Origin of the sequence: Cupriavidus sp. SIMBA_020, from assembly GCF_046535395.1 — a bacterium.
GTDB classification, from domain to species: domain Bacteria; phylum Pseudomonadota; class Gammaproteobacteria; order Burkholderiales; family Burkholderiaceae; genus Cupriavidus; species Cupriavidus campinensis.
Window position 1 is genome coordinate 35,464 of record NZ_JAWRWU010000004.1, and the last position, 22,895, is coordinate 58,358.

The 22,895-nt window shown below is 69.5% G+C and carries 21 protein-coding genes; 4 read left to right on the forward strand and 17 right to left on the reverse strand.

Annotation, left to right across the window (positions count from 1 at the left end):
- Positions 1-17: 17 nt before the first annotated feature.
- The 15 genes from SB751_RS09380 to bcsB form a co-directional block, all read right to left on the reverse strand.
- Positions 18-608: a fimbrial protein gene (locus tag SB751_RS09380; protein WP_211943912.1), complete on the reverse strand. Its 591-nt coding sequence runs from the start codon at positions 606-608 to the stop codon at positions 18-20.
- Positions 609-1,016: 408 nt separating this feature from the next.
- On the reverse strand, positions 1,017-1,250 hold the full coding sequence (locus SB751_RS09385; RefSeq protein ID WP_144201883.1) for a hypothetical protein: 234 nt from the start codon (positions 1,248-1,250) through the stop codon (positions 1,017-1,019).
- A 166-nt stretch (positions 1,251-1,416) separates the two neighbouring features.
- Positions 1,417-2,133 carry a GGDEF domain-containing protein gene (locus SB751_RS09390; protein WP_144201881.1) on the reverse strand — a complete coding sequence of 239 codons (717 nt, stop codon included), beginning with the start codon at positions 2,131-2,133 and terminating at the stop codon, positions 1,417-1,419.
- A 17-nt stretch (positions 2,134-2,150) separates the two neighbouring features.
- Positions 2,151-2,540 (reverse strand): DUF1987 domain-containing protein, encoded by a 390-nt coding sequence (locus SB751_RS09395; protein ID WP_144201878.1) that lies wholly within the window; start codon positions 2,538-2,540, stop codon positions 2,151-2,153.
- Between the two features lie 22 nt (positions 2,541-2,562).
- On the reverse strand, positions 2,563-3,147 hold the full coding sequence (locus tag SB751_RS09400; RefSeq protein ID WP_144201876.1) for a SiaB family protein kinase: 585 nt from the start codon (positions 3,145-3,147) through the stop codon (positions 2,563-2,565).
- Between the two features lie 43 nt (positions 3,148-3,190).
- Entirely contained in the window at positions 3,191-4,456 is a 1,266-nt protein-coding gene (locus SB751_RS09405; protein ID WP_144201874.1) for a SpoIIE family protein phosphatase, read from the reverse strand.
- A 118-nt stretch (positions 4,457-4,574) separates the two neighbouring features.
- Positions 4,575-4,811 carry a BcsR/BcsP family cellulose biosynthesis protein gene (bcsR, locus tag SB751_RS09410; protein ID WP_144201872.1) on the reverse strand — a complete coding sequence of 79 codons (237 nt, stop codon included), beginning with the start codon at positions 4,809-4,811 and terminating at the stop codon, positions 4,575-4,577.
- Entirely contained in the window at positions 4,808-6,370 is a 1,563-nt protein-coding gene (bcsG, locus tag SB751_RS09415; RefSeq protein WP_410747982.1) for a cellulose biosynthesis protein BcsG, read from the reverse strand. The genes bcsR and bcsG overlap by 4 nt, the downstream gene beginning before the upstream one ends.
- Positions 6,371-6,417: 47 nt before the next feature.
- Positions 6,418-9,000 (reverse strand): UDP-forming cellulose synthase catalytic subunit, encoded by a 2,583-nt coding sequence (gene bcsA / locus SB751_RS09420; protein ID WP_410747983.1) that lies wholly within the window; start codon positions 8,998-9,000, stop codon positions 6,418-6,420.
- Entirely contained in the window at positions 8,997-9,770 is a 774-nt protein-coding gene (gene bcsQ, locus SB751_RS09425) for a cellulose biosynthesis protein BcsQ (RefSeq protein ID WP_144201866.1), read from the reverse strand. The genes bcsA and bcsQ overlap by 4 nt, the downstream gene beginning before the upstream one ends.
- Entirely contained in the window at positions 9,767-9,967 is a 201-nt protein-coding gene (locus SB751_RS09430; RefSeq protein WP_144201864.1) for a hypothetical protein, read from the reverse strand. The genes bcsQ and SB751_RS09430 overlap by 4 nt, the downstream gene beginning before the upstream one ends.
- A 6-nt stretch (positions 9,968-9,973) precedes the next feature.
- Positions 9,974-11,806, reverse strand: coding sequence for a cellulose biosynthesis protein BcsE (bcsE, locus tag SB751_RS09435; RefSeq protein WP_410747984.1), 1,833 nt, complete (start codon positions 11,804-11,806; stop codon positions 9,974-9,976).
- 10 nt (positions 11,807-11,816) lie between these two features.
- Positions 11,817-15,635, reverse strand: a complete 3,819-nt coding sequence (locus tag SB751_RS09440) for a cellulose synthase subunit BcsC-related outer membrane protein (RefSeq protein ID WP_410747985.1) — start codon at positions 15,633-15,635, stop codon at positions 11,817-11,819.
- Positions 15,617-16,792 (reverse strand): cellulose synthase complex periplasmic endoglucanase BcsZ, encoded by a 1,176-nt coding sequence (gene bcsZ / locus SB751_RS09445; RefSeq protein ID WP_211944164.1) that lies wholly within the window; start codon positions 16,790-16,792, stop codon positions 15,617-15,619. Before bcsZ ends, SB751_RS09440 begins: the two co-directional genes overlap by 19 nt.
- A gap of 1 nt (position 16,793) precedes the next feature.
- A complete protein-coding gene (gene bcsB / locus SB751_RS09450) occupies positions 16,794-19,052 on the reverse strand; it encodes a cellulose biosynthesis cyclic di-GMP-binding regulatory protein BcsB (protein ID WP_410748055.1) in 2,259 nt (752 codons plus the stop codon).
- Positions 19,053-19,121: 69 nt separating this feature from the next.
- On the opposite strand from bcsB, the gene SB751_RS09455 reads away from it, so the two are divergent.
- Genes SB751_RS09455 through SB751_RS09465 form a run of 3 tightly spaced genes read left to right on the forward strand, consistent with a single transcriptional unit; the run spans position 19,122 to position 20,623 of the window.
- Positions 19,122-19,406 carry a hypothetical protein gene (locus SB751_RS09455; protein ID WP_144201855.1) on the forward strand — a complete coding sequence of 95 codons (285 nt, stop codon included), beginning with the start codon at positions 19,122-19,124 and terminating at the stop codon, positions 19,404-19,406.
- 32 nt (positions 19,407-19,438) lie between these two features.
- Complete coding sequence (locus SB751_RS09460) at positions 19,439-20,290, forward strand: D-amino acid aminotransferase (protein WP_144201853.1); 852 nt, start codon at positions 19,439-19,441, stop codon at positions 20,288-20,290.
- A gap of 57 nt (positions 20,291-20,347) precedes the next feature.
- Entirely contained in the window at positions 20,348-20,623 is a 276-nt protein-coding gene (locus tag SB751_RS09465; protein ID WP_144201851.1) for a hypothetical protein, read from the forward strand.
- A 1-nt stretch (position 20,624) separates the two neighbouring features.
- Here the strand turns inward: SB751_RS09465 and SB751_RS09470 are convergent, their stop codons facing one another.
- A complete protein-coding gene (locus tag SB751_RS09470) occupies positions 20,625-21,863 on the reverse strand; it encodes a diguanylate cyclase domain-containing protein (RefSeq protein ID WP_144201849.1) in 1,239 nt (412 codons plus the stop codon).
- On the reverse strand, positions 21,860-22,495 hold the full coding sequence (locus SB751_RS09475; protein WP_410747986.1) for a YfiR family protein: 636 nt from the start codon (positions 22,493-22,495) through the stop codon (positions 21,860-21,862). Before SB751_RS09475 ends, SB751_RS09470 begins: the two co-directional genes overlap by 4 nt.
- Positions 22,496-22,542: 47 nt before the next feature.
- Here SB751_RS09475 and SB751_RS09480 point away from each other — a divergent pair, with 47 nt between their 5' ends.
- Entirely contained in the window at positions 22,543-22,758 is a 216-nt protein-coding gene (locus tag SB751_RS09480) for a hypothetical protein (RefSeq protein ID WP_144201847.1), read from the forward strand.
- Positions 22,759-22,895 lie beyond the last annotated feature (137 nt).

The window sequence follows — 22,895 nt, forward strand, 5'->3', positions numbered from 1 at the left end:
GTGGCGATAGCACAGACTTAGTTGTAAATAATCGAGTACACGACATCAGTCGAAACGGTACCGGCGGTGGCTGCGCCACCGGTGGCTACGTACTGAGCCCAGTAGTCGAACTGCGCGGCGTTGTTGGCGATCGTGGCCGTGCTGGTGGGCGTGCTCGTGAACAGGTTCATGACGGACTTGGCGCCATTCAGCAGGCCAACTTGCACGCGCGTGGCGCGGCCGGTGCCGGTGGCGTTGCGCAGGTTGCCGGTGGCCTGGTCGATGTTGGTGCTTTGCGCGGGTTCGAAGTACACGCTGGCGACCTTGCCGTTGGTGCAGTTGGTACCCGACAGGCGCATCCAGAACGGCGTATCGCCGGCGCGCTCGCCGTTGGCCGCCAGGGCCGTGGCGCTCACGCGCGGCAGGCCGACGGTGAAGTTACCGGCGGACTGGGCCGTCACGGTTGCACCGCCACCCGTTACGGTGCAGGTGACGTCGGAGATGGTGCCGGTGAAGGTGATGCGGCCATCGTCAGCGGCGGCGGAAGACGCGGCGGCGCCCAGTGCGCACACCATGGCTGCGTAGCGGAGCGCTTTGCTGGATCGGAGGATTTGTGTGATGTTGGTCATGGTTAGGTTCTTAAGGTAAATGCCATGCAATCCATGGCTGAGCGAAATTTACATCTCCAGTAGGCATCCCTTAAATCGGAGATTCTTTAAATTCGAAGTGCGATAACTATTTGATCCACATCAAAAAATGCGGCATGCAGTACCCTAAAAAAATGAAGGAATTACTATTAAAAAAAGTCGTGAATTTAAAGAAAATACGATTGCCCAGGCGGCGGCGCGAGCTTGCCGGGGTGGCGGCAGGGCCGCTTGCCGTCAGGCGGGGGAGGAGGGCGCTGTGGCGCAGAAAGGGGGGAAAGGCGGACGAAACGAGGCGCTGACGCGATTGACGGTCAGGCAGTCAGCCGAAAGGCGGGGGAGGGACGAGGACGCGTGTCCTTAGTCCACGATGTGCAGCGGGAGCGGCTGAAACTAAGGTTGTTGCGACTTACGCTTCTGCAGACGAGCCTTCACGGCCATCACCGGCGCGCGCCGGGCGACGACTTCCACCAGCAGGAAGCCGTCCATCTCGGTCTCGTAGACAGTGCGCCCGCAGACGGGGCAGGGTGCGTGTTCCTTGCGTGGGGTCCTCACAAGGCCCAGCCGGTATTCGCGGATGTGGAGCGTCGCGCCGCAGACGCATTCCACTGGCTCGATGTGGTGCATGCCTCTCCTTGTCCTGGCCGGCGAGGTGACCTGCGCCGTCCTGATGTCAGGGATCACTCTGGATAGTAGTCAAGGCTCGCCCTATCGGAAACATGGGTTTCGCGAGGGCAAACCACCGTATTCCAGATCACAGTGTCGGACCAGTCAATGGATCAGAAAATTGCGGTCACGCCGTGGCGGCCTGCATCACGCGGTTGCGGCCGCCGCGCTTGGCCTCGTAGAGCGCCTCGTCGGCGCGGCCATACGCGTGTTCGAAGGTGCGGCCCTGGGCGGACCAGCTCACGCCGAAACTTGCCGTGACCGGGCAGTCCACCGGGGAGGGGAAGCGATGCGTGGCGATGGCATGGCGCATGTCCTCGGCCAGCACCAGCGCGTCCTCCAGCGGGACGCCCGGCAGCAGCGCGGTGAATTCCTCGCCGCCCACGCGCCCGATGGCGCCCTCGGCATCCACGGTGTTCTTGAGACAGGCGGTCACGCCGCAGATCACCGCGTCGCCCACCGGATGGCCATAGGCGTCGTTGAGCCGCTTGAAATGGTCGATGTCGAGCACGATCATCGACAGGCTCCCGCGCGCCAGCGCCGCCGTGGCGCGGTCGATCACGGCGCCGCGGTTGAGCGCGCCGGTCAGCGTGTCGTGCGTGGCGCGGTATTCAAGTTCCTGCGCCAGCTCCTGGAGCCGGTGGTTGAGCCGGTTCATCTCCAGTTCCTCGCGGTCGCTGCGGCGGATCAGCCGGCGCGTCTCGCGCATCAGCCGCTCGTAGTAGCTGATGAGCTGGCCCAGCGTATGCCGATACGACTCCTCGCCGGCATCGACATCGCAGAACACGGCCTTGGCATGTGCCAGGACGCTGTTCTCCGATTCGAACAGGTCGGGCTCGGACATGATGGCGGCGGGCGGGTTCAACTGCCGGTGGTCGCAACGTCGTGGAACGCAATCGCGGGAAAGTCGTCGTGAAGTTCCTGGCCGAATTCGAGGATGGTGTCGTCGTCCTCGTCGTGGAACCAGTGCAGTGCGATGCGGTTGCCGCGCTCGGCGGCGTCGTTCAGCGCGTCGAAGATGCTGAACAGCATCTTGGTGCTCGAACTGTTGAAGTAGGTCAGCGCCACGTTGACCGTGACCGAAACCCCGTCGCACGCGGCCAGGTACTTGCGCAGGCGGGCGATGGCCTCGCCGTAGAACACGGCGGCGTTCTCGGGGTAGGACTCGCCCTTGAGCGAGAGGATGTGCCGCTCGAAGTCGAAGCTCACCTCGGGCGAGGAGGGCGTGGCGGCGATAAACAGGTTTTCCATGGCAGAGGCTCTTCCCGAGACGTCAGATCGTGGCGACGAGCTGGAACATCGTCGATCCCGGATCCGTGTCGATCGGTTGAAAGTTGTATTCGAGGGGCGCGCTGGCATCGCGCGCCATCGTCAGGAAGCCGAGCCCGGCGCCTTTGCTGCCCTCCGGCGCCTCGGCGCGCAGGGTCTGCTTGTAGGCTTGCTTGATCTCGTCCAGCGTCATCGTGCGCAGCGGCTCCAGCGTGGCGCGCAGCTGGTGCACGCGCACCGTGGCCACCGGATTGGAACACATCAGGCGGTAGTGCTCGTCCACCATGCTGATGCACACCGAGCCGTGGCGCAGCTGGCCGCGCTGCTGCTCGCTCTCCGGCGTGGGCGAGGTCAGGGCGTCCGAGGAATAGTGGACGATGTTCTGCGCCATTTCCACGAACGACGAGAACAGCTTGCGCCGCGTGGCGCCATCGACCCCGCTCACGGCGAGCTGCAGGCGTACCGCGTCGGACATGGCGGCGATGATGTTCTGCGAAAAGTAGCCGACGTAGTAGAAGATCACGTTGCGTTCCCGAGCCATCGCGAAAAACGGCTCATATTCCTTGTCAATCGATTGTGCGGCGTTCATGTGTCGTGCGGCCGGTGGGGCGCTGTAAGAGGCTGGCGCGGTGTTATCGGGCGCGGAAGCAGAAAAAGGTCAGGTCGTCGCGGCGCCGGTGCTGCCCCTGCCAGGCACGGTGCACCTCGAGCACCGCCTGGCTGATCTGCGCCGCCGATGCCGCGCGGCTGGCGCAGATCGCCTCGCGCATGCGGCGCTTGCCGAAGGAGATCTCGCGCGGGCCGCCGATCTGGTCGATCAGCCCGTCCGTGGTCACGAAGGCCACCGTGTCGGGCGGCATCGGCACGGCCGCGTTCTGCCACGCGTAGTCCATGCCGGTGTCCACGTAGCCGACGCCCATGCGGGCGCCGTTGATCATCTGGCCTTCGCGGTCGCCGGGGTGCAGCACGAACAGCGCGCACTTGGCGCCGGCAAAGGTTAGCGTGCGCGTGGCGTTGTCGAACCAGAAGAACGCGGCGTCCATGCCGTCGTCGGATTCGGCGATGCCGCGCTCGCCCCGCTGGCCGTCCTGCCCGTCGATGTGGCCGTCGATCTGCCCAAGCATCTGCTTGATGCCGCGATTGACGGCCGCCAGCAGCGCGCCGGGGTCGCGCGGGCCCTGCTGCTCGATGGCCTGCGTCAGCAGCGACGAGGCAATCAGCGTCATGAACGCGCCCGGCACGCCATGGCCGGTGCAGTCGGCCAGCGCGGCGAACCAGCCGTCTTCAAACGCCGCGAAGTGATAGAAGTCGCCGCCCACCACGTCGCGCGGCTCCCAGACCAGCGCGGCGTCCGGCAGCGTGGCGGCCAGCGTCTGGCGCGACGTGCGCAGCATCGCCCGCTGGATCGTGCTGGCGTAGTCGATGCTCTGCATGATCTGCCGATTGCGCTCGGCCTGCATGTCCGCCACCACGCGCATCAGCTGCAGGCCATGTCCCAGACCGATGAACTTGCCGTCGCGGGCGATGATGAAGCCTTCCGCCAGCGCTTTCTCGCCGTACTCCACCGCGCGGAAGGTCAGCGCGTCGATGCTCATGGCGGCGTCCACGATCAGCGGCTCCTTGTCCATGAAGGCAATGCAGCTCTTGCGGTTGTAGAGCTCCTGGTGGTACGGCTTGCTCATCTGCGACAGGAAGATCGACCGGTTGATCAGGCCGATGGGCTTGTCGCGCTCGGTCACGGGCAGGCAGTTGAGGTCGCGGTGCAGCGCGAAGACCTCGAGCACGTCCTGATTCGTGTGGTCGGTCGTCACGGACGGCGTGATGACGGCCAGATCCTCGGCACAGGGCTGCCGGAAGCGCAGGCGGGCAGCGGAGGGATCAACCAGAACGCCAGACATGACCGAAGGAACCAGGGTGGGGAAAGTGGCCCAGAGTCTACGGCCGGTGCATGTCGGCTATGTGACGGTTTTCCTTGTAAATCAATGGTTAAAGCCCCACTCGAGTGGGGTGGCGGCATTAGCTGTCGGTGCCGGTCGACGGGTCGTCCGTGTCGTCCGGCGAATGTCCCAGCGCGCGCCCCAGCAGCGGCCAGCGTTGCGCCGCCGCCCGGGTCTGCACTGCATCCTGCTGGTCGAAGTAACGCCGCGCGTCAAAGCCTTCGACATGCCGGCCCAGGGCGTCGATATCGCTATAGGCGCCCGGCGTGCCGCGCGGCACCGGCAGGGTCCTTGGGGACTTCGGCGCTTGGCTCATTTCTGCTCCACCCAGACGCCATCTGGCGTATGAATCACATAGCCCTTGCTCAGCTTCATGGTTACGGTGCCCTCGTTCTCGCCCACCATCGCCGTCTGCGGCAGGTTCTCGCTGTAGCTGGGGGTGGGCGGGGCACCCTGGCGGAACGGGCTGTCCGCCACGAGGTTGAACAGCAGCTGCGACAGCGCCAGGAAGCTGGACGGCGCGTCAATCGTCACCATGCCGCCCGCGGCCGTAGTCGGCAGGCCCACCAGCTTCACGCCCACCGGCACATGGACGATGCGCGGCGTGGGAATCTCGCGCAGCCCGGAAATCTGGTTCTCGTCGCCACGCAGCGCCGCGCCATGCTCCGGCACGAAGACCACCACCGCCTTGCGGCCGGACTTGCTGATGGTCTCGATGATCCGGTCCACGTCCTCGAGCAACTTGGCCAGCCGCAGCGGGTAGGACTCCAGGCTGGTCAGCCGCTTGCCCGGCAGCCGGTTGCCGTCGTGCAGCGTCACCGTGTTGAAGTAGAGCGCCACGGGGCCGCTGTTCTGCTGGAGGCGGCGCTTGTACCAGTGGTCGAAGGTGTCGTAGTCGCCCAGCACCGGGGAGTCGTCGAAGGCGCGCATCGCCACGGGCACGCCCTCGTTGGACTCGGGCTGCACGCCCGCCACGCCGACTTCCTTGTCCACGAAGCTGCGGAAATTGTCGAAGCGGCCATCGTGGTTCAGCAGCACATGGGGGCCGAAGCCGGCCTGGGCGAGCGCTTCGAACAGATGGCATTCGGCGGGCGCCGGCGAGTACAGGCTGGCGTGGGGCTGCTGGCCGCACGAGGCGCGCAGCAGCCGGATGGCGGCCGGCCCGCTGTAGCTGGCGGCGGAACTGAAATTCTTGAACAGGTAGTCGAAGCGCGTGAACAGCGGGTGGTTGCTGGCCTTGGCGGCGTCCAGGTCGTCCCACGACAGCGAGCAGATGTGCAGCACGATGATGTCGAACTGCGCGTCGGGCGTGGCCGTCAGCGGCTGCGCGGTGGCCGACCGGGTCGATTCCTGCTCGCGGAAGGCGGCCAGTTGGGCGTCGTAGCCGCCACGCACGGCGAAGTCGGCGCGCGGAGTGTCCGCCGCGCGCGCGGTCATCTGGTTGAGGCGCGTCGGCGGGTTGCCGTCGCCGGTGCCGTGCCAGAACGGGATGGCGATCAGCGCCAGCAGCACGAAGGATGTCACCCGCACCCAGCGGTTGATGATCAGGTAGAGCAGCACCGCCAGCCCGATCGCCACCACCATCTGCAGGGAGACGATGCGCTGCGCCAGTTCGAGCAGGTAATCCGGCGTGAACGCGCGCACGTTCGAGAACTGCGACACCACGCGCGCGAACGGCGGCAGCGTCGATTCCCGGTAGGCCAGCATCGCCCCGACCCCGATGGCGATGAACTGGCGCAGCACCCGCAGCGGCCGCGACTCCATCGGCGCCGCCAGGAACAGCGCGAACACCAGGTTCGTCAGCCAGTGCGGCTGGAGGTGGCCCGTGTGGAACAGCCAGAGCTTGGCGAGGAAGTAGAGGTTCCAGATTCCCATGGCGATGTGAGGTTCGGCTCCTGCGGCGTGATGGCGGGGGGGATGATCTAAGGCTGGCGGGGGCGGCGGCGCCAGATCAGCAGGTCGAACGCTTCCGCGCAGGCGTCGTAGAGGCGCAGCAGGCCCTGGTAGCCCATCTCGATCACCTCCTTGAGGCTGCGCAGCGGGGCGTCGGCGTGTTCGTCGTCCAGCCAGTCGATCCAGGCGTCGGCGCGGCCGAAGGTGCACTGGATCAGCTCGATCTCGCGCTCGGCGGTCAGGCCCTCCATCCGCACGCCGAGGTGACGGTTGACGTTGCGCGTGACCACGCCGGGGAAGTGATAGGTGCGCGTGCCGCGCGCCAGGCAGACGCCCACGCGCGCCCCCTCGTCGAGCGTCACCTCCACGGGCAGCAACAGGCCGAGCCCGCCCATCGAGTAGTTCTCGGTGCGGCAGGCCAGCGTGGCGCCGTCCGGCAGCAGCAGCGTGGCCGGCACCCGCATCGGAATGCGGTGGGAGACCCGCACCTGCCGCGCCTCCCGCGCCACGCCCACGGCGGCGCCGAGCATGATCAGGTTGGCCAGTGCCCAGCCCATGTTCATCAGCACCGTGGCCGGCTCGTCGGTGCTGCCAAACAGCAGGTGGCCCACGCCAACCGCCAGCCCGACCACGTTGAGCGCCAGCAGCACCAGGTAGGGCTTGGAGATGGTCCAGTCGAGGTAGTCGTCGGCAATCTGCCCGCCCTTGGCCGTGACATTGAACTTGCCCAGGCGCGGGTTGATAAAGGCCACCGTGGTCGGCAGCACGATGTACCAGGCCAGCACCGATTCGTAGACCTCGGCCCAGAACGAATGACGGTAGCGGCCCTGCAGCCGCGAGTTGGTCACGTTGGCCACGAACAGGTAGGGCAGCACGTAGGCCATGATCAGCAGCGCCGAGGTGTTGATCACGTGCAGGCCGAAGTACAGGTAGGCGATCGGCATGGTCAGGAAGATCAGCCGGGGAATGCCGTAGAAGAAGTGCAGCATCGCGTTGCTGTAGCAGATGCGCTGGAACAGGTGCAGCCCGCGCCCGAGCAGCGGGTTGTCGATGCGGAAGATCTGTGCCATGCCGCGCGCCCAGCGGATGCGCTGCCCGATATGGCCGGACAGGCTCTCGGTAGCCAGCCCCGCCGCCTGCACCGTGCGCAGGTAGGCGCTGTTGTAGCCCAGCCGGTGCAGCTTGAGGGCCGTGTGGGCGTCCTCGGTGACGGTTTCCACGGCAATCCCGCCGATCTCCAGCAGCGGGGCGCGTTTGATGACCGCGCAGGAGCCGCAGAAGAAGGTGGCGTTCCAGAAATCGTTGCCGTCCTGGATCAGCCCGTAGAACAGGCTGCCTTCGTTCGGCACGCGCCGGAAGGTGTCGAAGTTGCGCTCGAACGGGTCTGGCGAGAAGAAGTGGTGCGGCGTCTGCACCAGCGCGCACTTCGGGTCGGCCAGGAACTCGCCCATGGTCATCTGCAGGAAGGACCGGGTGGGGATGTGGTCGCAGTCGAAGATCGCGATGTACTCGCCGTCCGTCTTCGCCAGCGCCTTGTTGATATTGCCGGCCTTGGCGTGGAAATTGTCCTCGCGCGTGAGGTAGCCCACCCCGGCCGCCGCCGCGAAGTCCCGCATCGCGGGCCGCCGGCCATCGTCGAGGATGAACACGCGCAGCTTGTGCGCCGGCCAGTCCATGCTCAGCGCCGCGTACACGGTGGGCTGCAGCACCGCCAGCGACTCGTTGTAGGTGGGGATGTAGACGTCCACCGTCGGCCAGGTCTCCGGGTCGGCCGGCAGCGCCTTGGGCCGGCGGTTCAGCGGCCACGCCGTTTGCAGGTAGCCCAGCCCCAGCACGATCCAGGTGTAGACCTCGGCCGCATAGAGGAGGTAGCCCACGGCGGCCTCGGTGGCCGTGGTGAACTGCAGCGTCTGCGTGGAGCGCCACCAGATATAGCGGCCCGCCATCAGCGTGGAGAGCACCATCATCGCCAGCGTCGGCAGCCGGCCGGGAATGCGCCGCAGCACCGTCAGCCCGATCCAGACGATGGCGAACAGCAGCAGCTGGCTTGAAAACGTCAGCGGCGTGGTGCTGATGACCGCACCGGCCAGGCAGGCGAGCACCAGCGATGTGGGCACCGCGAACGGGATGCGGCCCACGCGGGTGGCGACGGCTTCCACGCCATCGCCCACGCGCGCCCAGTTCACGCGGGGCAGCCGCGCGGCAACGCGGCGCCGCGCGCGCGTTACCGCGTGGTAGATCGGCCCGAGCAGGCGGTCCAGCCAGCGCCGGAACGGTGTGACCCCCGGCGGCGCGGCAACCTGGCGGCGCTTGCGCAGGTCGGCGGCCAGCCGGTAGCGCGGGCGCGGCGGGCGGATGAACAGCCGCCACACCCACGCGGCCGGGTCGCGGCGGCGGCCCATGCCGAGCCGGGCCAGCGCGCGCCGGTACAGCAGGGCGGCCCATTCCGCCGGCAGGTCGGGCTTGCCGGGGCGGGGCGGCTGGAAGACCGCGCGCAGCAGCCAGATGCCGCCGTGGGCGGGTGCGGTGACGCCAAGGTGGCGCGCCAGCCGGTCACGCGCGCCAGTCAGCCAGCGGGTGATGCGGGCGGTGCGGGTGGGCTTGGCGCTCATCGTTCGGGCTCCTGTGGCGGGGCGCCAATCCAGTGGGAGACCCACGACGCCAGCCCTTGCAGGTCGTGCGCCGCCTGCGAATGCGGCGCGCTGCGGCAGAAGTTCTCGCTGCGCGCGAAGGCTTCCGGAATGCCGCTGTCCTCGTGCACGGGGCAGGCCAGCATCGCGTCGCCCAGCGTGGCGCGCAGCAGCGTGACGATATCGGCATGCAGCCGTCGCGCCGGCTGGAGCCGCGTGGCCACGTAGCAGGCGGCGTGGCCGCGCCGGGCCAGCGCATCGGTCAGGCGGCGTAGCCCGACACAGACTTCAGGCTGCGGCGGCAGGAGCACCAGCACCAGGTCTGCGGCGGCGATGGCCTGGCCCGCGTGCGGCGAGGGCCAGGGCGGCGTGTCGATCAGCACCGCGCCGTGCGCCGGCATGGCCACCTGGGCGATCAGCCCGCGCAGCCAGTGCGGCCCCGCGCGCAGCAGCTTGCCGGCCTGGATGTCATCGTCGTCGCTGTCCTGCTCGCCCCAGGGCACGAACAGCACGCCATCGTCGCTGCGCAGCCCGGCCTGCGCCCACGCGGTGGGCGACCCGTCGGCCAGGCAGCCGGACAGCCCCGCGCGCGCGGCGTCGCGCAGGCCGAAGTGATAGCCCAGCACATTGCGCGGGTCGCATTCGAGCGCCAGCACCGGGTGCCCGCGCGCCGCCAGCAGCGAGGCCAGCGAGGCCGTCACCATGCTGCGTCCGGCGCCGCCGGCGGGGGAGACGATGGCGATGGTCTTCATCGCTGGGGCTCCCGGTCCGGGCGGCGCTTGCCGCGAATCACCATGCCGTGCAGCTGGGGCGGCAGGCGCACGGTGCGGCGCGGGCGCGGCGCGGTCCATTGCGGGAACCAGCGCAGCAGGTCGAAGCGCCAGATCACGAACGCCAGCGGCGCCGCCAGAATCAGTCCCCAGATGAAATAGCCAAGGAAGATGGACATGTCGCGTCAGTCCTGTCGAAGCAGCGGCACCGGGTGCGGCTGCGGCATGGCACGCGGCTGCGCGGGCGGGGTGTCGCGCAGCGGCAGCGTGGGGATTTGGGCCACCGGCGGGGCGTTGGCGCCGCCATGGACGCTGCCGTGCGCAACCAGCGCGGCGGTGGTGTCGGGCATGTCAGGCGTGTCGGGCATGTCGGGCATGTCGGACGTGGGGGCCGGCGCGGGCCGGGGCGCCTCCTGCTGGCGCGCGAGCCAGCTGCTGTAGTCGGGCGGCGGCACCTCGGCGATCTCGGCCTCGAAGCGGCCCAGCGTGGCGCCGATGGACTCCAGGTCGCCATTGCGCACGTCGCCATGGAACAGCTCGGCCAGCGGGCGCTGGAACACGCGCCGGCACACGGCGTCCACATCGTCCATGCGGCAGGCGAAGAAGAAGGCGTAGAGGCTGTCGCTGCCGGCCGTGCAGAGGTCGCCCGCGCGGTTCATGCGGCAGGCGCGCAGCGCCTCCACATGGGCGACCTCGGGCAGCAGCGGCAGTTGCAGCAGCACGTGGGGCAGCCGGATCATGCGGCTGCGCTCCACGGCGTCACGCACCAGCGAGACGAACTCGGCGGGCGGCACGTAGCCGCTGGTCGAGGTAGTCAGCACGGCGGACAGCGCGTTGCGGTAGTCGGCCAGAATCGGCCGCGAGAACACCTGCCCCTGCAGGCCCTCGATCATGGCCTGCACCCGCGCGAACGGCGTGCGCTGGGCGATGACGAGATTGGCGCCGAGGTTGAGCATCAGCAGCTCGTAGTGCTGGCGCATGGCCTCCTTGTCCTCGCGCACGGCAATCTTCAGCGCGCGCCCGGCGCCGCGCCGCAGCCGGTGCACCTGCTCGGCCAGCGTCTCGAGTTCGCGCCCGCCGCCGTAGTGCAGCAGGACCGTGGCCGCCACCGCGCGGGCGGCGCTGGCCACGGCGGCCTCGTTGCTGTCCACCACGCGCCAGTGTTCGGGGATGTAGCGCTCGCGCAGCACGGCGTCGCGGCTGACGATCACGCGCTGCTCGTCCGGCGCGAGCATGCCGGCTTCCTCGATGGTGTCGGTGAAGGTCTGCGCGGCCACCATCAGCCGGTGCTCGTGCGGCGCAAAGCGCAGCGGCACGATCTCGCCCGCCACCACGGCCTGGTTGTCGCGCCAGAACGCCACCTCCCAGGTGTATTGGCCCTGTTGCTGCGAGAGTTGCACCGCGCCGGCAAAGCGGCCGTGGAAGCCCTGCAGGTCCGGTGCCGGCTGCCCCGGCGCCGGCGCGGGCGGCCCCATCACCAGCAGCACCGCGCAGCGGTGGCGCGCGCACCATTCGCCCAGCCGCTGGCCTTCCTGGGCCTGCCGCGCGGCATCGTGCCAGGCGAAGAACGCCTCCGCCCCTTCGATCAGCATCATGCTGCCCTGCGCACCGCACTGGTCCACCAGCGCCTGGAGTGCCTCCATGAGCAAGTCGATGCCGGGCCGGCTGGCGTCCGTGGGCGGGTGCAGCGCGCACAGGTTGGCGCGGCCGTGGAGCGCGCGGTTGGCGTCGATGTCGAGCCCATGGGCGCGTAGCTGGGCGGCAATGTCGGCGGCGTCACGCGTGGAGAGCACCGTGGCTGGCGCGTGCAGCGCCGTGGCGGCGGTCTGCCAGAACAGCGCGTCGCGGGCGGGCGAGGGCTCGGCATAGACCACGTGCGCGCGGGCCGGGGTGAGCGTGGCCAGCGCCGGCGACAGCCCGTCGATGGCCAGCCCCGTGCGCGCCTGGAAGCGCGCGCGCAGGCCGGGCCGGGCGGTGGCGGGGATGGCGGGGGCAGTGGTGCGGTCGGTGTGCTTCATCGATCCCCCATCAATAGGCCGAGTACGGCCGCACCGGATTCGGCGGCAACGGCACCGGGTCGCGGCGACGGTCGAACAGGTAGCGCAGCCAGACCATGGCCCGGTTCGGCGCGTAGTCGCGCGAGCGGTCGATCTGGAAGCCCGCGCCGGCCACCCAGTGCGGGGCGAAGGTGTATTCCACCGTGGCGCCCAGCGTGTAGCTGAAGCCGCCGCCCGAGCCGCCCGTGTAGATCGGGTTGCCGGCCAGTTGTTGCAGGTCGGGGCGGGTGGGGAAGTAGGGCGCGTCGTCCTCGTAGGTGAACGACCAGCCGGCCGAGCCCTGCAGCCGCCACGACCAGCGCGCGTAGCGCCCGGTCCAGTCGAGCGGGATGCCGAACGAGAGGTAGCGCTGCGGGCTGTAGTAGCCGCCATGGCCGAACGAGTAGAAACGCTGGTTGTCGCTGTAGCGCCAGTAGTTCAGCACCAGCCCGCTGGTCACGCGCTGGTCGCGCTGGGCGTAGACGGGCAGGTCGAAGCCGGTGCGGACCGTGAACTCGCGGTTCGTCACCACGTTGTGGCCGGTGTAGAGCCCCGCGCCCACGTCGCCGAATACGCTTACGCGGCCGATGTCACGCGCGTAGCGCAGGTGGATGCCGTTGCGCACCACGCCGCCCCAGGTCTCGCCGGTGACGGGGTCCGTGGCGCCGCCGTAGGAGATCAGCGAACTGGTCACGGCCCGCCGCGAGACGTCGACGGAGGCGGACGAGACGCCCAGATCCGCGCGATAGCGGAAGCCGCCCACCACGGTCTGTTCGGTAAAGCCGAGCGGCGTGGTGCCGAGGTCCGCCCGCCAGCTGTTGTCGGCGCCATCGAACTCGTAGCCGGCGGCCAGCGCCACGCCACGGTCGGTCTGGCCGATGGTGCCGAGGCCCGTGTTGCCGAGCGCGGCGATCTTGCCGAACTCGGACGCCTTCGAGAAGTTGCTCGCCTGCAGCGTGCCGGCGTCGAGCAGCACGGTGTCCGCATGGAAGAACATGTGGCCGCTGTAGCCCTGCGGAATGCGCACGAACAGCGGGATCTCGGTGGCGTGCAGCCGCGAGATGCCGGCATCGCCGGATTTGTTCGACTGCATCACGGCCGTCGCCACCTCGCCCTGGCGGCGCGCCTCCAGCCCGGCCAGGGCGCGGCCGGCTGGCGTGCCCTCGGGGCCGGGCAGCACGCCTTCGCGCTGCTCCAGCCCCTGTGCGGTGCGATAGTGCGCCGCCGCGTCGTTGAAGTCGCCGCGCGCCTGGGCGATGCGGCCCTGCTGCACGGTGATGTCGGCGCGGTCCGGGTAGCGCTGGGCGAGGTCGTCGACCACGGCGCTGGCCTCGTCCGTGCGCCGCATCGCCGTGAAGCGCCGCGCCACCGAGAGCCGGGTGTCGATGTCGTCGTCGGGGGTATCGGCCAGCACCGCGCGCACGATCTCCAGCGCCTGCGCCTCCTTGCCCTGCCGTTCGAGCATGCGCGCCAGCGTGAGCCGCGCGCCGGCGTCCTTGGGGTCCGTGGCCAGCACCGCCTGCGCGGCCTCCGCCGCGCCCCGGTAGTCGCCGCCGGCTTCTCTCAGATCGGCCAGCGTCAGCAGCCAGCGGCGGTCAGCCTGCTGGCCCTCGGGCACGGCGTACAGCATCTGCTGGGCCCGCGTGAGGTCGCCATCGGCGATGAGCCGGTCGGTGCGGCGCAGCGCCAGCCGCAGCGACTGATCGTCGAACGACGCCTGCTGTTCGGCCGTGATGCCGGGCAGGGCGCGCGATTCGGCAATCCAGGCCTGCAAGGCGTCGTCCCGGTCGGCGGCGGCCAGCAGTTCGCCGTAGCGCAGGCGGATGTCGAGGTGGGGGTCCTCGGGGTGCGCGGCCAGCCAGTCGCTGACCAGCCGCAGGCCCTTGTCGGTCTCGCCCAGCCCGATCCATTCGCGGCCGATGGAGGCGAGCATGTGCGGTTCGTCGCGCGCGGCGATGGCGGCCTGGTCGAGCAGCGCGCGGGCCTCGTCATCGCGGCCTTCTGCCAGCCACAGGCGGGCCTCGCGCAGCAGTTTTTGCGCCGCGAGGTTGCTGGCGAGGCCGCGCATGCCTTCGCTGCGTTCGGCTTCGGGCACCGCCGCCAGTACGGCCGTGGCGGCGTCGATGTCGTCCACGGCATTGAGATAGAGCGCGGTGGCGTAGCGCATCTCGGCGGTGGGCGCGGCGGCGACCCCGTCCTCCATGACGGTGCGGCCCAGCACCGGCAGGTTGAGGTCGCGATAGAGGCGGGCCAGCGTGTAGCGCGTCCACGCGGCATCGGGGGCCAGCCGGATGGCGTCTTCGAGCCGCTGCAGCGCCGGGCTGCGCTGCTTCTGCGCGATCAGCTGGTCGGCCTGCACGGCCAGCAGGTCGGCCCGCAGTGCGCGCAGTTCCGACTCCGAGCCCTGCATACGGCGCGACGCGTCCGCGATCAGCGGGCCGATCTCGTCTTGCCGCTGCTGCGTCTGGAGCAGGGCGACGAGGCTGCGCAGCGCGCCCATGTCGGGCTTCGGCCGGGCCAGCATCTGGCGCAGCAGCGTCTCGGCCTCGGCATCCTTGTGCTGGGCGATCAGCGCGTCGGCCAGAATCGCCTGCGCGTTCTCGTTGCCGGGCTGCAGGGCCAGCTCCTCGCGCGCCAGCGCTTCGGCCTGCACTGGCTTGCCCTGGGCGTTGGCCTCGCGCGCACGCGCCACGGTGCCCCAGAACGTGGCCGTGTCCCGCAGGCTGCGCCATTTATTGCGATTGTCCGGATCGAGGCTCATCGCCCGGGTGAACAGCTCGCGGGCTTCGTCGTGCCGGCCTTCGCGCAGCCGCACCAGACCGAGCCCGCCCACCACCTCGCCATCCTGCCGGCGCTTCTGGTAGGCCTTCTGAAGCGCGATGTCGGCCTCCTTGAGCTGCCCGCGCTCCAGCTGGGCCAGCCCGCGCTGCCGCGCCTGCCAGGCGGGGTCGGCTTCCAGCTTGCGCTGGGCCTCGCGCCTGGCGCCGAGGCTGGCGAGTGTCTGTTTGGCGGCCTCGTCGTCGGGCACTTCCTTGAGGTAACGCTCGAACCACACGTAGTAGGCCGGGTCTTCGTTGACGCCGTACAGCGTGCGCCGCCAGATATCGAGCGCGCTCTTGCGGTCGCCATCGGGCCGCTGGGTGAGGTCGTAGAGGATGGCGAGCCCTTCCTGCCGGGTGGCCTCGCGGTCGGTCAGCAGGCTGCCCAGCGCCAGGGCGAGGCGCGAGTCGTCCGGCTCCTGCTTCACACGGCGGCGCAACTCGGCAATCGCGCGCGGGCGGCCGGCGGTGGTGCCGGCCAGGATGCGGTAGTAGTCCAGCGCCAGTTCGCCGCCCGGCGCGCCGCGCGGGAACAGGGCCTCCAGCCGCGTGGCGGCCTCCTCGGACTTGCCACTGCGGGCGAGCAGCCGCACCTGCGCCATCTCGCGCTTGTCACGCGTGGCGATGCGGTAGGCGTCCTCAAGGTCGCGCGTGGCCGCGCTGTCCGGCGCCACCTCGCGCATGTGCCGCAGCACCTTGTCAGCCTCGGTGGGGCGGTTGGAACGGATTTCGATCAGGCCCAGCATCTTGAGCGCCTCCGGTTGGCGCGGATCGATCAACAACGCCTTCTCCAGTACGCCGCGCGCCATGTCCGCACGGTTGCGCGCCTCCCACATGCGCGCCGACGCCAGCAACTGCGCCATCTCCCGGCGCGTGGTGGCGGTCGATGGCGCGGCCGGGGCGGACGCGGCGTCGGCGGCCGCTGCCTCACCCGGCAGCGCGGCGCTGGCCAGCAGCAGCCACAGCGTGCGAGCTAGCGCCTTGCCGGGCATGCGGTATTCCACGCCGGCACCAGCTTGCCGTCCGCCTCGAACCGGTACAGGCCATCCACATGCCCCAGCCCGAACAGCGTCAGTACCTGACCGTAGTAGCCGGAGGGCGACTGCGCGGCCAGCGTGCGCGTGCGCTGCGCCTGGGCGCGCGCGGCGTCCGGCTGGCCCTGCGCCAGCATGAACGGCGCGATGGCCGCCGAGAAGCCCGCGTTGCCCGCGTTCGGCCCGAAGGTGCCCGCCTGCGTGTCCACCCGCTCGGGCGGATGGCCGTTGGCGAGCACATAGTCGGCCATTGGATGCAATGTACGCAGCACTCCGGCGCGCAGCGGGTCGCCCGCAGCGGTCATGCCGGCCCACAGGTAGACCCGGATCGAATCATAGGAGCCCGTGGCCTGCGTGTCCGTATCGGGCCGGAAGCCGGCGCCCTTCTGATAGAGCACCCAGTCGGGCGAGAAGCCGCGCGGCGCGGTGTCCACGATCAGCCGCCCCGCGCTCTCGACCATGGCCTGCCAGCCCCGGTCCTCGGTCAGCGCAGCGGCCAGCCGGCGCATTACCGGCAGCGGCACGTAGCTCGGGTTCAGCCGCCAGCTGTCCGGGGTGGGATGAAAGCCGACCGGGCCCGGCAGCAGCGTGCGGCCCAGTCCGGGCAGCACCGCCGATTCCTCGCGCAGCGCGCGCCGGGCCACCAGCGTGCCCAGCGCCGTGAAGCGGCGTTCGCGCCAGAGCCGGCCGGCTTCGAGCAGCGTGTAGGCGATCCACAGGTCGGCGTCGCTGGCGGCGTTGGTGTCGATCACGCCCCAGGTGCCGGCCTCGGGGCCGCTGTCGCGCTTGCCCCAGATCCACGCGGGCAGGTGGGCGCTGAGGTCGCCGCGCGCCAGATTGTTCTCGGTCCAGCCGAGCAGTTTGTCGAAGGTGGCACGGTCGTTGGCCACGAGCGCGAAGAACAGCGCGTAGGCCTGCCCTTCGGAGACCGTGGCCTGGCGCTCGGTGCTGGCATCGACCACGCGGCCGTCCGGGCTGATGGTGTCGCGCCGGAAGGCGTCCCAGTCCGGCCACGGGCAGGTGGCCGCCAGGCTGGCGAGCGACACCCCCGCCAGCGTGGTCATCACCAGGCCGCGAGCGATCTGCCTGAGCCAGCGGGGCAGCACACGCCGCATGTCACCCTCCGTTGCGGCGCGCCGCGATCCGGCCCAGCGCCCAGAACAGGGTCAGCGCCACCAGCAGCCCGGCCACGATGCCGGCGATGGCCAGCAGCGCCGGGTGGTCCGCCATGCGCACCCACACCCGCGCATACCAGGGCAGGGTGCCCACGTAGTAGCGCTCGCCCAGGCGCAGCCCTTCCACCTCGCGCTGGCGGACCACGGTGAGGTCGCCGCGAATCTGGGCGACCTTGCCGGCGTCTTCGAGCACATCGAGCACATCGCGCACGTTCTCGGGCGCGGTGGCGGTCACGGCGACCACGCTGCGCTGCGCCTGATACGGCGATTCGAAGCCGATCAGCGCCGCCAGCGGCCCGTCGGCGGAAAGGATCGCGCGCCCGGCGGGCGACACGTTGTGGTCTGCCTCGCCACTGAGCCAGTGGGTCCACGCCCCGCCGCGCTGGTCGCGCAGGGTGATCTCGGTGCGGCCCTGCTGGATCAGGATCGGCAGGGACTTGCCCCAGCTCGCCAGGAGCTCGCCTGCGCTGCCGGTGCCCACCATCAGCAGGTTACGGTCCTTCACGGTGTCGATGGCCCTGGCCGGCGCCACCGCCACGCGCAGCGCCGGCAGGCCGGTCCACTTGCCCATGTGGCCGAGCAGCGTCAGCATCGCCTCCTGATCGAGCGCGCTCGGGGCGTCCGGCATGACCACGGCGGTATCGGCCAGGTCCGCCAGCCGGGTGAACGGATAGCCGCTGTTGGCGAAGAAGGCGAGGTTGGGCAGCGCGGCGTAGTGCGAGAAGCCGCTGAAGTCGATCGACGAATCGGGATCGACCGCCGCGCGCGCCACGTTGGCCGCCGAGGACGCACACAGGCCGGTCTTCTGCGAGTCCATGTGGAAGCGGAACTGCATCTGGTTGTTGCTGCCCACGCGGAAGGCGGGGATCAGGATCTCGTTGCTGACGGATGCGCTGCCGCCCGAGATCAGCGGCACGCTGACCAGGCTCTCGTCGTTCTGCGCGGTCAGCGGCTTGAGCCGGTAGGAGCGCACCAGCTGCTCGTTGATATCGACGCTGAGCACCGAGTCGTTATAGGTGGAGGGCGCGGTGTAGCGGTACCTCACGTTCAGGGGCACGGCGCGGTCATTCCAGCCGTAGAGGTCGGCCGGCACGCGCAGGTTCACCCGGATCGGATCAGGGCTGGCGCCGCCCACCTGCAGCTGCTGCGGGTCCGTGACGAGTTCCTTGAACAGCACGGGGCGGTCCACCGGCGCCCAGGCCGGTGCGTCGTAGGGCTTGCGCGGCTTGCCGAGTTCTACCGACTGCACGCCGGCGCGGCTGCCCGCCATGGCGGCCTTGCCCAGCACCAGCGCGTTGGCCGCCACCTGCAATTCCTGCGGATTGCGGCCGGCGAGCACCAGCAGCTTGCGCGACGGATTCGCTGGATTCGGCATCACGCTGACCGAGGCGCCCTGGATCTCGGGCAGCTGGATGCCCGCCGGCATCGCGTTCGGCATCGCAAAGACAATGGCGTGGGCATCGGCGGGCAACTGGCTGCGCGCCGGGAAGCGCAGCTCCCGGTAGCTGGCCAGCGCGCCGAGCCAGGACGACACCACGCCGGCCGCCCGCAGCGTGGCGGCATCGGCATTGGCCGGCAGCACGAAGGGCACGGTGACGCGGCTGTTGTCGCGGCGGTCGAAGAACGGCGCGGGCAGCAGCGCGAGGTTGTCCGGCAGCGTGACGGGCAGCTTGGTCAGGGTCAGCGTGGTGGCGGGGCTGATATCCGCCCAGAGGCTGGAGTGGTACGGGTCCTCGCAGTGATCGACCGTGTAGTGGGCGATCATCTGCACGTTCAGGCGGTTGAAGTCCGTGAAGTAGCGCGGGTCAAGGTCGATCTCGCGCGTGATTTGCTGGCCCGCCTGCTCCTTCTCCAGCGGCAGGGTGGCCACCACTTCGTCGTTGAGGCGGATCTTCAGGTGCGAGAGCGGATAGACCAGCGAGGGGGAGTAGGTGAAGACCAGCTTGAGCCTGGCGGCCGTGACCACTTCATCGAGGCGGACGCCGATGTTCAGGGTGCGGTCGGGGTCCACGCCGCGCAGCGGGATGGGCTGGCCGGCACCCATCTGGGCCAGCGTGAGCACCTGGGTGCGCCCCGGTGCAGGGGCTGCCGGGGCTGCAGGGGCTGCAGGGGCTGCAGGGGTCGAGGCCGCAGCCGGCGTCGATGCCGTGGGCGCCGGGGCCGGCGTTTGCGCCATCGCGGACGCGGCACATGCGGCCATGCACAGCATGGCAAGCCGTTTGCCGCCACAGCGCAGGTCTGACACGAGAAGAATCATATCGAGTGCCCTGTGAAGGTGGCGCAGCCGCACCATCGCAAAGATGACCGCAGCGCCGCGCTCACGGTACTGCGTGGCGAATATAGCACGCAGTTTTCGGCGAATTGGGCGGGGGCGCAGGGGGGCGGGCGTGAAATAAAAATTATTCAATTCGCCGTGCCGTATTCGGGCAAAACATTGAAATCAGTGGCTCCTGTTTGCGCCAACGGGTCAAGCGTTTGGCATCAAACGAATGCGTTCGGCGCCGTGTCGATGCACATTTTGCATAAGGGGAGGAATCGCCATGTGGAAGAATGACAATCTCCTACCCTCATTGCCGTCATCGCCCCATGTCCGAAGCCATCGTCTACCTGAACGGGGAACTGCTCCCGTTGTCCGAAGCCCGCATTCCCGTCCTCGACCGCGGGTTTATCTTTGGCGACGGCATCTATGAAGTGATTCCCCTCTACAACGGCAAGCCGTTCCGGGGCGCGCAGCATCTGGCGCGTTTGAAGCGCAGCCTGGCGGCCATTGGCATCGACGATCCGTACACCGAGGCCGAATGGCTCGCGCTGATCGGCCGTGTGGTCAAGGCCAACGGCATGTCGGACCAGATGGTCTACATGCAGGTCACGCGCGGCGTGGCGAAGCGGGCACATGCGTTCCCGAAGGAAGCGGTCACGCCGACCGTGCTGATCATGACCAACCCGATGGCGCTGCCGCCGGCGTCGGCCGTGGAGCAGGGCGTGGCCTGCGTGACGATGGAAGACCGCCGCTGGCTGAACTGCCAGATCAAGTCCACCTCGCTGCTCGGCAACGTGCTGGCCGCGCAGGAAGCCGCCGCCAACGGCGTGACCGAGGCGATCCAGTTCCGCGACGGCCAGCTCACCGAGGCCTCGGCGTCGAACGTGTGGCTGGTGCAGCAGGGCCGCGTGGTGGCCCCGCCCAAGGACAACCTGATCCTGGAGGGCATCCGCTACGGCCTGATGGAGGAACTCTGCGCCGCGATGGATATTTCGTTCACGTCGCGTCCCATCGCGCGCGACGAGGTCTTCGCGGCGGACGAGGTCATGCTGTCGTCGGCCAGCAAGGAGCTGCTGCCGGTGGTCACGCTCGACGGCCGCGCCATCGGCAATGGCCAGCCCGGTCCGGTGTTCCAGCGCCTCTACGCGGCCTACCAGGCGGCCAAGGCGGCGCTATAACGCACGGCGCGCCCGTGCTAGGATGGCCGCGGACGAACCACCGAGAGGAGGCCAGTCATGGCCAAGCGCGAGCGCAGCCGGCGCGTCATCATGGAAGAGGTGAGCCGGCGGGTCCAGCAGATCGACGAAATCGCCGACGAGGGCCGACACATCCAGGTGCCGGACCCGCAGCCGCACCCGCGCGATGGGCGTGGCCGGAACTGGGACATGGCCCGCTTCGGCAATGCACGCGGCTTCGAGGCCGCCATCCGCAACGTCGTCGACGACGTGCGGGACGAGTTCGACCTGACCGACGAGCCGGTCTCCAGCGTGCCGAACCCGTTCGGCGACTGACTCAGGCCGGCGCCACCGCCTCCGCGTAGCGCCAGGTGGCGCCGGACTGGCGCTTGGCGCCGTACATCGCGGCGTCCGCCGCATGCAGCAGCGCCGTGCCGCCGCGCGCGTGCACCGGATAGACCGCCACCCCGATACTGAGCGTCGCCCCGATGCTTTCCCCGCTCGCCGTGCCGAACGGCTCGGTCATCGCCGCCAGGATGCGCTTGGCGGTCAGGACGGCGTCGTCGGTCTCACGCAAGGTCCCCAGCAGCACCGCGAATTCGTCGCCGCCCAGCCGGGCCGCGCGGTCGGTCTCGCGCAGACAGGCCCGGATGCGCTGGGCGATACCCACCAGCACGGCGTCCCCCACGGCATGGCCGTGGCGGTCGTTGATGCCCTTGAAATCGTCACTGTCCAGATAGAGCACGGCCACGCGCTGGCCCATGGCCGCCGCGCTGCGCACGGCCTGGTCGAGTGCCTCGGTGAAGGCGGCGCGGTTGAGCAGGCCGGTCAGGCTGTCGTGCGTGGCGCGGTGCGCCAGCGAGCGGTTCTCGTGCTGCAACTGGCCCTGCCAGGCCTCCAGTTCATCGAGCAGCACGTTGAAATCCTCGCCCAGCGCGTTGAGTTCGTCGATGCGCGCCGGCGGCACGCGCTGGCCGAACGCGCGTTCGGATCGCACCGCATGGGCCACGCGCATCAGGCTGCGCACCGGGTCGATGATGTGCACCAGCATGCGGCTGGACAGGTAGTGCGCGCCCACCGCCGTCAGCAGCAGGCAGGCCATCAGCCCGAGCATGCCCTTGAGCAGGAAATGGAGCAGCGCCACGGGGTCGCCGACCACGCGCACGCTGCCCACCTGCTGGGACTGGTGGAAGACCGGCTGGTCCACCGGGCCCGAGGTCAGCAGGTCCCGGACGAACTGGCGCAGGGCCGGGAAGCGCGACGAACCATGGCGGTGCCAGCTGGCCACCGGCTGGTTGTCGCGGTCGAAGATCCAGACCGCGGTCAGGTCCTCGCCGGTGGCGATCATCGACAGGGTCTCGGCGGCGGCGGCTTCGTCGCGGAACACGATCGGTGCCTCCACGGTATAGGCGATGGAGCGCGCCACCAGCCGCAGGTTGTGGTCGGCATAGGCGCGCAGCGCAGTCAGGCCCAGGCCGGTGAGCGTGGTGCCGGCGGTGAACACGGCGATCAGCGCCACGCTCAGGTGGAAGCGGCGCAGGGTGCCATAGAGCGACGGCCGGGAAGCGCGCGTCATGATGCCGGCGCCTTGCGGCGGCCCAGTTGCAGTACGCCGGGGTGGACGTGGATGCCGCTGCGGCCGAGGGCATCGAGGTTGACGCGGAAGGAGACCTGCCGCTCGCGGATGTTGAGACAGAACATGCTGCCGGCATCACACTCGAAGTCTTCCTCCGCGATCACCAGCACCGGGTGGCCGGTCACGTCGGCGGAGATTTTCTCGCGGCGTGGGGCGGACATCGCGCCGACATAGAGCGCGTCGCAGTCGGGCGCCGGGTTGCCGGCCATGGGGTCCATCTGCCGGGCGGCGACCAGCCGGCCCGTGGAGAGCGCGCCGCCCTCCATCAGCTTGCCGGCATAGCGCGCGACGGGGTCTACGCAAAGCCGTAGGGCGTCGCGCTCCACGGGCCAGCGCGCATAACCGAGCAGGCCCATGACCACGCGTGCCACCGCCTCCGGGCGTGGCAGTGCCGGGGCGGCCGGGGTCAGGTCGTGCGCGGCCAGCCGGGGCGTGGCCAGCAGCAGCGCGGCGAGCATCGGCAGGGCAGGCAGCAGGAGGGGCGGAGAGAAGGTGCGCGGCACGGGCAAGGGCGGTTGGGGTCCCTTGGGATGTCGGCACGGTGCCGGCAAAACTGTAGCCGGCGCGTCCATGTGGATGTGCTAGAGTCGTTTGAACGCGTTTGTCCACGGAGGGCACCATGGCGACCGAATCCCAATCGCAACAAAAAGGGCAGGTGAAGGCGTTCGTGCAGACCGCGCCGCAGGCAGGGCGCTATGTCTGGATCATTGCGCTGGTGGACTTCGGCGCCCAGCAGGTCCGGCGCACCATTGTGTCCGACGACACGTTCACCACGGCCGACGCCGCACGCGTGGCGGGCGACGCCCAGCTCAAGGCGATGGCCGCCGATCACTGACACCCGTCCATCCGGCGTGCCCGGTGACTGTCACGCCGCACCGTTTTCCGATACCCTTTCTCAAGCCGGGCCCCGCGCGGGGCCGTGTCGGCTGCCGCCCATTTGCCATCGAAACCCCGAAGACAGATAGAAGGAGA